Raw genomic sequence first — 11,527 nt, forward strand, 5'->3', positions numbered from 1 at the left:
ACGGTTTTGGCTTTGTCGACTTCGAGGATGGGCATGCCGTAGATCGGCGAGGCGGCGTTGGTTTTGGCGGCGGGGTTGGTGACGTCGTTGGCGCCGATGACGTAGACGACGTCGGCGGTGGAGAATTCGTTGTTGATGGTTTCGAGTTCGAAGACTTCGTCGTAGGGGACGTTGGCTTCGGCGAGGAGGACGTTCATGTGGCCGGGCATGCGGCCGGCGACGGGGTGGATGGCGTATTTGACTTCGACGCCTTGTTCCTTGAGCAGGTCGGCCATTTCGCGGACGGCGTGTTGGGCCTGGGCGACGGCCATGCCGTAGCCGGGGACGATGATGACTTTGGAGGCGTTGGACATGATGAAGGCGGCGTCTTCGGCGGAGCCGGATTTGACGATTTTGTCGCCCATGGTGGCGGTGGGACCGGCGGCGCCGGAATCGGTGCCGAAGCCGCCGAGCAGGACGTTGATGATCGAGCGGTTCATGCCTTTGCACATGATGTAGGACAGGATGGCGCCGGAGGAGCCGACCAGGGCGCCGGTGATGATCAGGGCGTAGTTGCTGATGGTGAAGCCGATGCCGGCGGCGGCCCAGCCGGAGTAGGAGTTCAGCATCGAGACGACGACGGGCATGTCCGCACCGCCGATCGGGATGATCAGGAGGAAGCCGAGGGTGAGGGCAGCGAGGGCGATCAGCCAGAACAGCACCTGCGAGCCGCCGGAGGCGACGAAGGCGATAACCAGGATGAGGATCAGGATGCCGATGGCAAGGTTGAGGGCATGCTGGCCTTTGAAGGTGATCGGCGTGCCTTTCATCAGGGCCTGGAGTTTGGCGAAGGCGATGATCGAGCCGGTGAAGGTGACGGCGCCGATGGCCAGGCCGATCGACATTTCGATCAGGCTTTCGAGGCGGAGGTGGTGATAGGTGCCGATGCCGAAGCTTTGCGGGGCGTTGAGGGCGGCGGCGGCGACGAAGACGGCGGCGAGGCCGACCAGCGAGTGGAAGGCGGCGACGAGCTGGGGTAACGCCGTCATTTTGATGCGTTTGGCGACGACCGCGCCCGCCGTGCCGCCGATGGCGACCGCGATGACGATGAGGCCGACGCCGCCGAGTTCCATGCCGGGATGGGCGAGGGTGGCGAGAATGGCGATGACCATGCCGGCCATGCCGAGCTGATTGCCGCGTCGCGAGGTGACCGGGCTTGATAATCCGCGCAGGGCGAGGATGAACAGGACGGCCGAGACGATGTAAGCGAGCGTGATGCCCGGATCGGATGCGTAATTCATGGTTCTGGGCGCCCTTACTTGGTCTTTTTACGGAACATCGACAACATGCGCGCGGTGACCATGAAGCCGCCGAATATGTTCACCGACACCAGCATGATGGCGAAGAAACCGAAGGCATGGGCCGCGAAATCGCCATGCAGGCCGGCGGCGAGCATGGCACCGACGATGATCACCGAGGAGATCGCGTTTGTGACGGCCATCAGCGGCGAATGCAGCGCGGGGGTGACGCTCCAGATGACGTAATAGCCGACGAAGCAGGCCATCACGAAGACTGCGAACAGGTCGATCAGCGGGGCACCGTGCGGGCCGCGCGCGGCGGCTTCGGCGGCGAAACCGGCGGCGTTCTGGGCGAGGATGGAGGCCTTGTGGGCGAGGGCGGCGGCCTGGCCCGCGAGTTCGGCTGGGGTCATTGGGGGCTCCTGGGCGAGGGCGGCTGGTTACGGCAAAGAAGGGCTTCTTTTTTGGAAAAAAGAAGCAAAAAACTTTTGGTTGTCTGGGTCACGGGTGGTTTCACTGGCATGGGCTCAATCGAATAAAGTTTTTTTGCTTCTTTTTGTTCACAAAAAGAAGGCCTTGCTTGCCTTCCTATGCGGCTGCCTGCTGTGTGAAACTGGGATGAACGACGGTACCGCCGCGGGTGAGGAGGACGCCTTTGACGATGTCATCGTCGGGCGGGAGTTTCGGGGTTTTGCTGTCCTTGTCCCAGAAATTGGTGAGGAAGGTGAGCAGGTTGCGGGCGTAGAGGGTGCTGGCGGCGACGCCGATGCGCGACGGCCAGTTGCGGTAGCCGAGGACGGTGACGCCGTTTTCGGTGACCGTCCGTTCGCCGGGGATGGTGGCGGCGCAATTGCCGCCGGCATCGGCCGCGATGTCGACCACGACGCTACCCATGCGCATGGCGGCGACGGCTTCGGCGGTCACGATGATCGGGGCTTTGCGGCCCATGACGAGGGCGGTGCAGATGACGATGTCGTTTTTCGCGACGGTTTCGGCGATCAGGGCGGCCTGTTTGGCGCGGAATTCGGCGCTCATTTCGCGTGCATAGGCGCCGGTCTGGGCTTTGCTTTCCTCATCCTCGACGCCGATGAAGCTGGCGCCGAGGGATTTGATTTCCTCCTTGGCGGCGGGGCGGACATCGGTTGCGGAGACGATGGCGCCGAGGCGGCGGGCGGTGGCGATGGCTTGCAAGCCGGCGACGCCGGCGCCGACGACGAAGACGCGGGCGGGGGGTACGGTGCCGGCGGCGGTCATCATCATGGCGAAGCCGCGCGGGAAGGCTTCGGCGCCTTCGATGACGGCGCGGTAGCCGGCGAGGTTGGCCTGGGAGGAGAGCACGTCCATCGACTGGGCGCGGGTGATGCGAGGGAGGAGTTCCATCGAGCAGGCATCGATACCGGCGGCGGCGTAGGTTTGGGCGAGTTCGGGCCGGCCGGAGGCCCCAAGCGTGCCGATGAGGAGGGCGCCGCGCGGGATTTTGGCGAGGGTGGCATCGTCGGGCGGTTGGACGGTGAGGACGATGCCGGCACCGGCGAGGGCGGTGGCGGCGTCGGGCACGATGCTGGCCCCGGCTTCGCGCAGGGCGGCATCCGAAATGGCGGCGGCTTCGCCGGCGCCGGTTTCGATGACGACATCGATGCCGAGGGCGGTGAGTTTCTTGACCGAGTCGGGCACCGCGGCGACGCGGGTTTCACCCGGCAGACGCTCTTTCAATACGGCGAGGCGCATTCATTCCATCCCTTCGTGCAGCGCATGCAACGTGATCGTGTTCTGGCGTATGATGACGGCTCCCGGGCGCGGCATTGCTGCCGCGTTCGTGAGCGTCGCCCAACATCTCGCACCATGGGCGGGGGGCGATGTCAAGACGGGGGCGCGCTCGTCTCGACAGCGCGCGGCGCATCACGCACAATGGGGCGATCTTTCCTGAGGAGTGACGCATGAACAGCGAGTATCGAAACTGGACTGCCCCGCGCGGCGATGAGGAAGAACCGCCTGAGACCGAACCCAAGGATGCGGACAAGAAAGAGGCCAGGACGCCCGGTGGCGAACTGGAGAATCGGTTATTCAAACAGCGTAAGGTTCTGATTTTCGGTGAGATTCATGACCGGATCGCGCGGGCGGTGACCGGGCAGTTGCTGGCGCTTGCGGGAGCGGCGGATGAGCCGATCGATGTTTACGTCAATTCGCCGGGCGGACATGTCGAGAGCGGGGACACGATCCATGACGTGATCCGATATGTTGATGCGACGTCGCCGGTGCGGATGATCGGGACCGGCTGGGTCGCGAGCGCGGGGGCGTTGATTTTTCTGGCGGCGCACAAGGATCGGCGGTTTTGCTTGCCCAATACGCGATTCCTGCTGCATCAGCCGATGGGTGGCGTGCGCGGGCCGGCGACCGATATCGAGATCGAGGCGCGTGAGATCATCAAGATGCGCGAACGGATCAACCGGATCATCGCGCGTGAAACCGGGCAGACGCTCGCGCGGGTGGAAAAGGATACCGATCGCAACTACTGGATGGGTGCTGATGAGGCGATTGCCTACGGCATGGTCGCCAAGGTGGTGCATAGCGCGAAGGAACTCGACGCGGGCTGAACGACGCTTGAGTGAGCGGGGCCGGACGCGGACCGGTCCCGCTTCGCCGTGGCTTCTACGCGGTTGGCATGTGCGCGGCCGGGGGCGGTCAGGCGTGCAGCCCCGGCGCTTCGTGGCCGGTGCGGGCGACGTATTCGGTATAGCCGCCGCCATATTGGTGGATGCCGTCGGGTGTGAGTTCCAGCACCCGGTTGGACAGGGCGGCGAGGAAATGCCGGTCGTGCGAGACGAACAGCATGGTGCCTTCATACTGGGCGAGGGCGGCGATCAGCATTTCCTTGGTCGCCATGTCGAGATGGTTGGTCGGTTCGTCGAGCACCAGGAAATTCGGCGGGTCGAACAGCATCAGCGCCATGACCAGCCGGGCCTTTTCGCCGCCGGAGAGGACGCGGCAGGGTTTGTCCACCTCGTCGCCCGAAAAGCCGAACGCGCCGGCGAGGCTGCGGAGCGCGCCCTGGTTGGCGCGGGGGAAGGCATCGTCGAGGGTTTCGAACACGGTGCGCGAACCGTCCAGCAGATCCATCGCGTGCTGGGCGAAATAGCCGAGTTTCACGCTGCCGCCGATTGTGACGGAGCCTTCATCGGGTGCGGTGGTGCCGGTGACGAGTTTGAGCAGGGTGGATTTGCCCGCGCCGTTGACGCCGAGCACGCAGCAGCGCTCGCGGCGGCGGACCAGCAGATCGAGCCCCTCGTAGATCACCCTTCTGCCGTAGCGCTTGTGCACACCGCGCAGATTGGCGACATCGTCGCCCGAACGCGGCGCGGGGGCGAAGTCGAACACCACGGATTGGCGGCGCTTGGGCGGCTCGACGCGGTCGATCTTGTCGAGCTTCTTGACCCGGCTCTGCACCTGGGCGGCGTGCGAGGCGCGGGCCTTGAACCGTTCGATGAAGGCGATTTCCTTGGCCAGCATCGCTTTCTGACGGTCGAACTGGGCCTGCTGCTGTTTTTCGTTGAGCGCACGCTGCTGCTCGTAGAATTCGTAATCGCCGGTGAATTCGGTGAGGCTGCCGCCGTCGATCTCGATGATCTTGTTGACCACGCGGTTCATGAATTCGCGGTCGTGCGAGGTCATCAGCAGGGCGCCATCGTAGCCCGCGAGGAATTGTTCGAGCCAGATCAGGCTTTCGAGGTCGAGATGGTTGCTCGGCTCATCGAGCAGCATGACATCGGGGCGCATCAGCAGGATGCGCGCGAGGGCGACGCGCATCTTCCACCCGCCGGACAGCTGGCCGACATCGCCTTCCATCATCTCCTGGCTGAAGCCGAGCCCGTCGAGCACTTCGCGGGCGCGGCCATCGAGCGCATAGCCGCCGAGTTCCTCGAAACGGGCCTGAACATCGCCGAACCGCTCGATGATGGCGTCCAGCCGATCGGCCTGATCGGGGTCGGCCATCGCGGTTTCGAGACTGGCGAGTTCGGCGGCGATGACGCTGACCGCCCCGGCGCCATCCATCACCTCGGCCACCGCACTGCGGCCGGCCATCTCGCCGACATCCTGGCTGAACAGGCCGATGCTGACGCCGCGATCGACCAGGATATTGCCCTCATCGACCTCCTCCTGGCCGGTGATCAGGCGGAACAGCGTGGTCTTGCCGGCCCCGTTCGGGCCGACCAGGCCGATTTTCTCGCCGCGTTGCAGCGCGGCCGAAGCCTCGATGAAGACGAGGCGCTGGCCGTTCTGCTTGCTGATGGAGTCGAGGCGTATCATGTGATCTCGATGGTTTGGGGCGCTACGGAGCGCTTAGACCAATTCGAGCCACGCGGGAACCGCCGAGGGGGTAGCGTGGTGCTACACGGTCACGGGCGAGACCCTTGGCTTACCTGGCGCCTGCCGGACTCCGCGGCGTGCGATGAGACCTGGGCGCGGCGGGGTAGTCGCCAGCCGGGGCGGATGAAGTGGCAGGTATAGCCGTTCGGTATCCGTTCCAGGTAATCCTGATGTTCAGGTTCGGCTTCCCAGAAGTCGCCAGCGGGGGCGATTTCGGTGACCACCGGACCTGGCCACAGGGCGGAGGCATCGACATCGGCGATTGTGTCGGCGGCGATGGTTGCCTGATCCGCGCTTGTGGTCAGGATGAGCGACCGGTAGCTCATGCCGGTGTCGTTACCCTGGCGGTTGCGCGTGGTCGGGTCGTGAATCTGAAAGAAGAATTCCAGCAACTGGCGATAGCTGATCTGGTCGGGGTTGAAGAGGACCTCGATGGCCTCGGCGTGGGTGCCGTGATGGCGGTAGGTGGCGTTGGGCACGTCCCCGCCGGCATAGCCCACCCGAGTCGAGATCACGCCGGGCAGTTTCCGGATCAAGTCTTGCATGCCCCAGAAGCATCCGCCGGCTAGGATGGCGCGTTCGATCGTCATGACACGGGTTCCACCTGCGGCAGGTAGGCGCCATAGCCTTGTGCCGCCATATCGTCGCGGCGGACAAAACGGAGCGCGGCGGAGTTGATGCAGTAGCGCAGACCGCCTCTATCACGCGGGCCATCCTCGAAGACATGGCCAAGGTGGCTTTCACCGTGACGGGAGCGCACTTCGGTGCGGATCATACCATGTGACACGTCCCGAAGTTCAGCGACGTTTGCCGGTTCGATCGGCTTGGTGAAACTCGGCCAGCCGCAGCCAGACTCGAATTTATCGCTGCTTGCGAACAGTGGCTCGCCGGAAACGATATCAACATAGATGCCGGGGGCCTTGTTGTGCAGCAGGGCACCGGTGCCAGGCGGTTCCGTGCCGCTTTGTTGGGTGACTCGATATTGCTCCGCCGTGAGCGCGGCGACCGCCTCAGGCGTTTTACGATATGTGGTCATGACAAACCCCCTTTTCGCAGCTCATATGGTCACGCTGCGCCGCATGTCGAGCGTCTTGCGTTCATCGCGCGATTTGCGGGCGCGCGGGATACTGGTTTCCCGCAGAATCCTGGCGAGCGGGGTCAACGCCGGCAGATCGGGCCAGAACACCGCCCGGGTGATGACCACGATGTCGTGGGGCGGGCTTATCAATTTGTTAAGCGGTGGGCGCTATCCTGTCACCATGACCAAGCTGAAACTCTCCCGATGGCGCATGCTGAAGTGTTTGCACCTCGATGTCGTGGGAATGCCTGTCGTCGTGTTGGTGGTTTCGACTGTGGCGGTTCTGGCCGTGATGATGGCGCCACCGGCGCAAGGGCCGGTGGCCGCGGTATTTCCACCATGGTGGAGTGGCGCTCGTGCGTTGCAGGCCGCCGCCTCAGCGGGGGCGGTGCTCAGGTTCGGTGGGTACCGTTTTGTGGTCGTCGCGCTGCCCCGACGACGTGTGATGCTGGAGCGGGCGGGAGCGTGGGTGCTGCTTGATCCGCTGGCATCCGGGATCTGCGGCTGATTTTTCAACAGGATTAATGTGGCGATGAATGACGATCTCTTTCGAATCAGGCAGACGGCCAATCGGCTCATGGTGCCTTTGTTGTGGCTTCAGGTTCCGATCATCGGATTAGTCGCCTGGCTGACAGGGAATGATTGGATCGAGGCCGGTGGACTGGCCATTCTGATCGACGCGATGATGACGGCGGCCTGGCTGTGGCGACCTGACGCGCAATCGACCCGGTTGACTGTCGCCATTGCCTATGTCGCGATGGTTTCGCTGATCGTTGCCAGTTGCAAGGGCAGTTATCTGCAGATCGACGCGCATATGTATTTTTTCGCCGCATTGGCGATTTTGGCGGTTTATTGTGACCGGGACGTGGTTCTGGCTGGCGCCGGGGCGATTGCGGTGCAGCATCTGGTGATGAATTTTGTGGCTCCGGCGCTGGTGTTTCCCGGTGGCGCGGACATAACACGGGTGCTCTTGCATGCAGCGGTCGTTGTGCTGGAGACCGTTGCGCTCGTGTGGATGATCCAGCAGATCAACGCCGCGCTGACCCAGTCGGCCGCTCGGTTGGTTGAGAGTGTTGCGGCATCGCATGCGGCAGCGGCGGCGGAGGCCGAGGCGGCGGTGCAACGCAGCAGGGTCGAGACGGATCGGATTGCGGCGGAGGCGCAGCGCGCTCGTCATGCCGAACAGCAGTCTGTCGTGGTGAGCCGCATTGCCTCGGGGTTGAGCCGGTTGGCCGAGGGAGATCTGGAACAGATCATCACCGATCCATTCGACGCCGATTACGAAACCTTGCGTGCGGATTTCAATCAAGCGGTGGCGCGATTGCGCGAGGCGGTGACTGAAATCGGGGTCGCCTCGAGTGCGATAAGGGCCGGCAACGGACAGATCGCCTCGGCATCGGACGATTTGGCGCGGCGCACCGAGCAACAGGCCGCAACGCTGGAGCAGACGGCGGCGGCGCTGGACGAAATCGTTGGCGCGGTGCGCAGTTCGGCGGCGGGCGCTCAGAATGCACGGGAACTGGTTTCGGGTACCCGCTCTGACGCCGAGCGGTCGGGTGTTGTGGTTGGCAATGCGGTGACAGCGATGGGCGGGATCGCGACCTCGTCGCATCAGATCAGCCAGATCATCGGCGTGATCGACGAGATCGCGTTTCAGACCAATCTGCTGGCGCTGAACGCCGGAATCGAGGCGGCCCGGGCGGGCGATGCCGGGCGCGGTTTCGCCGTGGTCGCATCGGAAGTGCGAACCCTGGCGTTACGCGCGACCGATGCGGCGAAGGAAATCAAGGTTCTGATTGCGAATGCTGAAAGTCAGGTCAAGACGGGCGTTTCACTGGTCAACGACGCGGGTGACGCGCTCAATCGGATTTTCGAACAAGTGGCCCAGATTGACCAGGTCGTCGAGACAATCGCCACAGCGGCGCAGGATCAGGCGGGGCGGCTTGCCCAGGTCAATACCGCGATCAACCAGATGGATCAGGCAACCCAGCAGAATGCCGCCATGGTGGAACAGACGACTGCGGCGGCGCGCGGTCTGTCCGATGAGACCGACAATCTCGCAAGGCTGATCGACCGCTTCAGAGTCGGGCGCGTGGCTGCGGCGGGCGGTGCTGATCGGCCGGCCGGTCCGTTATCACGGCCCGCGCGGCCGGCCGCCGTTGTTGCCTTGCGACCCGCAAAGCTCGCTGCGGGTGCGGCGCGCGCAACCGCTTCACGCGATGATTGGACGGAGTTCTAAACCGTGCGGGGCTGCCGGCGCCGGATTGTTCTGGCCACACTTGCCGGTTTAGCCGTCGGGATCGTGATCCCGTGCGCCCGTGCCACTGCACCGTCGCGCATGATCGGTGCGCCACTCGTGCTGCGCGGGGCCGCCGGGCAGACGGTCTCGACGCGCGACTTTCGGGGACGGTTTCTGTTGATCTATTTCGGTTACACGGGATGTCCCGATCAATGCCCGCTCACCATGGCGGCGATCGCGGGGGCGATGCGTCTGCTTGGTTCACGGGCGGCAATGGTTCAACCGCTGTTCATCACGATTGATCCAACGCGCGATACACCGGCCGTGGTCGGCAACTACGCGCGACTGTTTTCCCATCGAATCATCGGGCTGACCGGGAGCGCGGCTGTCATCGGTCGCGCCGAAGCTGCATTTCACGTCTACGTTGGCGCACCGGACCCGAAGACCGGGTCAATCCCGCACAGCAGCCTGATTTACGTGATGGGTCCGCATGGGCGGTTTCGCACGGCTTTGAGCGGGGATCTGCCTGCACCGAAACTCGCTGGCGCGTTAGAGCGTTATGCTTTCAGATTAACGCTCTAACTCTATGTTTTTTCAAGCGATTTCATGCGATTATGTTGCCGCTGCCGCGTCAACTTAATCGCATATCGCTCTAATCAAGCTTCTGTCGTCGCCCGACCGTCGCGCGGATGCCGTGCCCCGATCCCTCGGAATCGCCGCGCCGGGTTGACGGCGGGCGTGGCCTGTGGACGAAACTGCTTCCTGGATTGTAGCAGTGGGGATGGCAATAATATGAGGCCGACATGTCCGAACATCTGAGCCCACTCGCTGGCACGCCAGCACCCGAATCGCTGATGGCGAATATCCCCCGGCTCGTTACCGAATACTTCGCCCTGCTGCCCGACCCTGCGATTGCGAGCCAGCGCGTTGCCTTCGGCACGTCGGGTCATCGTGGCAGTTCGCGTAGCGCCAGCTTCACGGAAGCCCATATCCTCGCGATCACCCAGGCGGTGTGCGACCACCGCCGCCGCGTTGGTATCACCGGCCCGCTGTTCCTGGGCATGGATACCCACGCGCTGTCGGAAGCGGCCTTTACCACCGCGATCGAAGTCCTGGCCGCTAACGAGGTCGAAACCATGATCGACCAGCATCTGGGTTACACGCCGACCCCGGTGATTTCTCATGCCATTCTTGCCTACAACCGGGGGCGCGACACCGGGTTGGCGGATGGCATTGTGATCAGCCCGTCGCACAACCCACCGGAAGATGGCGGCTTTAAATATAATCCGCCCAATGGTGGTCCTGCCGATGTCGATATCACTGGCGCGATTGAGCACAGGGCCAACGAATATCTCGCCGCGCGGAACGCCGGGGTCAGGCGGATGGATTTCGGGCGCGCCCGGCGCACCGCCTGCATCCACCTTCATGACTATGTTGCCCCGTATGTTAGCGACCTCGCTGGCGTGATCGATATGGCGGCGATCCGCGCCGCCGGGGTTCGGATCGGGATTGATCCGCTGGGCGGGGCTGCGGTCGCGTATTGGCAGCCGATCATGGAACGGTATGCCATCGATGCGACGGTGGTGAATGCCACGATCGATCCGAATTTTCGGTTCATGTCGGTCGACTGGGACGGTAAGATCCGGATGGATTGTTCCTCGCCCTATGCGATGGCTCCGCTGATTGCGCTACAGGACCGGTTCGATATTGCGTTTGCGACCGATACCGATGCCGATCGTCATGGTATTGTCACCCCGACTGGCGGATTGATGCCACCGAACCAGTATCTCGCTGCCGCGATCGGATATCTCTGCACCCACCGACCCGATTGGCCCGCTGCCGCGGCGATCGGTAAGACCGCGGTTTCCAGCGCCATGATCGACCGAGTCGTTGCGAGGCTGGGTCGGCGCGTGACCGAGGTTCCGGTCGGTTTCAAATGGTTCAGCACCGGTTTGATCGATGGGTCGCTCGCCTTCGGCGGCGAGGAGAGCGCGGGTGCCTCGTTCCTGCGGCGCGATGGATCGGTCTGGACCACGGACAAGGATGGGCTGATCCTCGGTCTGCTTGCGGCTGAACTCACGGCGACCACCGGCATCGACCCGAGCCGGTTCTATGCCGGGATCACCAAGGATCTCGGCACCTCGTATTATGAGCGTATCGACGCCCCGGCATCACGCGCTCAAAAGGCCATTCTTGCGAAACTCACTCCGGAATCGATCGATGCGACGATCTTGGCCGGAGAGACGATTATTGCGAAACTCAACCGCGCACCGGGCAATGGCGCGCCGCTCGGCGGCATCAAACTTATCACCGCGAATGCGTGGTTCGCCGCCCGACCGTCCGGGACCGAGGATGTTTATAAAATCTATGCAGAGAGCTTCGTCAGCGCCGCGCATCTCAAACAGGTGCAGGATGAGGCACAAACCCTGATCGGCCGGTTTTTCGAACCTGCGTGATCCGGTCTCCTCAAGATGGGGCGGTTGCGCAATCCTCATTCTGGCGTTGGTTAAACGGATCGTTTGCGGAACAGCCAGGCAGCGGCGGTGAGGCTGATTGCGGCGAGGAAGG

The 11,527-nt window shown here is 63.5% G+C and carries 11 protein-coding genes; 5 read left to right on the forward strand and 6 right to left on the reverse strand.

Annotated elements, in window-relative coordinates; all coding sequences use genetic code 11:
* From ACP5E6_RS13235 to ACP5E6_RS13245, 3 genes are all read right to left on the reverse strand, one after another.
* Window positions 1-1,280, reverse strand: a 1,280-nt coding sequence (locus tag ACP5E6_RS13235) for an NAD(P)(+) transhydrogenase (Re/Si-specific) subunit beta (protein WP_427954737.1), incomplete at its 3' end; no start/stop codon positions are given.
* Window positions 1,281-1,294: 14 nt separating this feature from the next.
* Entirely contained in the window at window positions 1,295-1,690 is a 396-nt protein-coding gene (locus tag ACP5E6_RS13240) for a proton-translocating transhydrogenase family protein (protein WP_427954739.1), read from the reverse strand.
* 175 nt (window positions 1,691-1,865) lie between these two features.
* Window positions 1,866-3,005: a Re/Si-specific NAD(P)(+) transhydrogenase subunit alpha gene (locus tag ACP5E6_RS13245; protein WP_427954741.1), complete on the reverse strand. Its 1,140-nt coding sequence runs from the start codon at window positions 3,003-3,005 to the stop codon at window positions 1,866-1,868.
* A gap of 209 nt (window positions 3,006-3,214) precedes the next feature.
* Here ACP5E6_RS13245 and ACP5E6_RS13250 point away from each other — a divergent pair, with 209 nt between their 5' ends.
* Window positions 3,215-3,871, forward strand: coding sequence for an ATP-dependent Clp protease proteolytic subunit (locus ACP5E6_RS13250; RefSeq protein WP_427954743.1), 657 nt, complete (start codon window positions 3,215-3,217; stop codon window positions 3,869-3,871).
* Window positions 3,872-3,959: 88 nt separating this feature from the next.
* Here the strand turns inward: ACP5E6_RS13250 and ACP5E6_RS13255 are convergent, their stop codons facing one another.
* From ACP5E6_RS13255 to msrB, 3 genes are all read right to left on the reverse strand, one after another.
* Window positions 3,960-5,582, reverse strand: coding sequence for an ABC-F family ATP-binding cassette domain-containing protein (locus ACP5E6_RS13255; protein ID WP_427954744.1), 1,623 nt, complete (start codon window positions 5,580-5,582; stop codon window positions 3,960-3,962).
* An 89-nt stretch (window positions 5,583-5,671) separates the two neighbouring features.
* Window positions 5,672-6,232 carry a peptide-methionine (S)-S-oxide reductase MsrA gene (gene msrA / locus ACP5E6_RS13260; protein WP_427954746.1) on the reverse strand — a complete coding sequence of 187 codons (561 nt, stop codon included), beginning with the start codon at window positions 6,230-6,232 and terminating at the stop codon, window positions 5,672-5,674.
* Window positions 6,229-6,678 (reverse strand): peptide-methionine (R)-S-oxide reductase MsrB, encoded by a 450-nt coding sequence (msrB, locus tag ACP5E6_RS13265; RefSeq protein WP_427954747.1) that lies wholly within the window; start codon window positions 6,676-6,678, stop codon window positions 6,229-6,231. Before msrB ends, msrA begins: the two co-directional genes overlap by 4 nt.
* On the opposite strand from msrB, the gene ACP5E6_RS13270 reads away from it, so the two are divergent.
* From ACP5E6_RS13270 to pgm, 4 genes are all read left to right on the forward strand, one after another.
* A complete protein-coding gene (locus ACP5E6_RS13270; RefSeq protein WP_427954748.1) occupies window positions 6,677-7,228 on the forward strand; it encodes a hypothetical protein in 552 nt (183 codons plus the stop codon). The two genes, msrB and ACP5E6_RS13270, sit on opposite strands and share 2 nt — an antisense overlap.
* A 24-nt stretch (window positions 7,229-7,252) precedes the next feature.
* Window positions 7,253-8,959, forward strand: a complete 1,707-nt coding sequence (locus ACP5E6_RS13275; protein ID WP_427954749.1) for a methyl-accepting chemotaxis protein — start codon at window positions 7,253-7,255, stop codon at window positions 8,957-8,959.
* 99 nt (window positions 8,960-9,058) lie between these two features.
* Window positions 9,059-9,541 (forward strand): SCO family protein, encoded by a 483-nt coding sequence (locus tag ACP5E6_RS13280; RefSeq protein ID WP_427954750.1) that lies wholly within the window; start codon window positions 9,059-9,061, stop codon window positions 9,539-9,541.
* 221 nt (window positions 9,542-9,762) lie between these two features.
* Window positions 9,763-11,415: a phosphoglucomutase (alpha-D-glucose-1,6-bisphosphate-dependent) gene (gene pgm / locus ACP5E6_RS13285; protein ID WP_427954751.1), complete on the forward strand. Its 1,653-nt coding sequence runs from the start codon at window positions 9,763-9,765 to the stop codon at window positions 11,413-11,415.
* Window positions 11,416-11,527 lie beyond the last annotated feature (112 nt).

The organism is Acidiphilium sp. (genome assembly GCF_049977125.1).
Classification (GTDB): Bacteria; Pseudomonadota; Alphaproteobacteria; order Acetobacterales; family Acetobacteraceae; genus Acidiphilium.

Coding starts and splice junctions, on each gene's coding strand:
- ACP5E6_RS13240 (WP_427954739.1), bottom strand. CDS start 1,690: ATGACCCCAGCCGAACTCGCGGGCCAGGCCGCCGCCCTCGCCCACAAG.
- ACP5E6_RS13245 (WP_427954741.1), bottom strand. CDS start 3,005: ATGCGCCTCGCCGTATTGAAAGAGCGTCTGCCGGGTGAAACCCGCGTC.
- ACP5E6_RS13250 (WP_427954743.1), top strand. CDS start 3,215: ATGAACAGCGAGTATCGAAACTGGACTGCCCCGCGCGGCGATGAGGAA.
- ACP5E6_RS13255 (WP_427954744.1), bottom strand. CDS start 5,582: ATGATACGCCTCGACTCCATCAGCAAGCAGAACGGCCAGCGCCTCGTC.
- msrA (WP_427954746.1), bottom strand. CDS start 6,232: ATGACGATCGAACGCGCCATCCTAGCCGGCGGATGCTTCTGGGGCATG.
- ACP5E6_RS13270 (WP_427954748.1), top strand. CDS start 6,677: ATGACAAACCCCCTTTTCGCAGCTCATATGGTCACGCTGCGCCGCATG.
- msrB (WP_427954747.1), bottom strand. CDS start 6,678: ATGACCACATATCGTAAAACGCCTGAGGCGGTCGCCGCGCTCACGGCG.
- ACP5E6_RS13275 (WP_427954749.1), top strand. CDS start 7,253: ATGAATGACGATCTCTTTCGAATCAGGCAGACGGCCAATCGGCTCATG.
- ACP5E6_RS13280 (WP_427954750.1), top strand. CDS start 9,059: ATGATCGGTGCGCCACTCGTGCTGCGCGGGGCCGCCGGGCAGACGGTC.
- pgm (WP_427954751.1), top strand. CDS start 9,763: ATGTCCGAACATCTGAGCCCACTCGCTGGCACGCCAGCACCCGAATCG.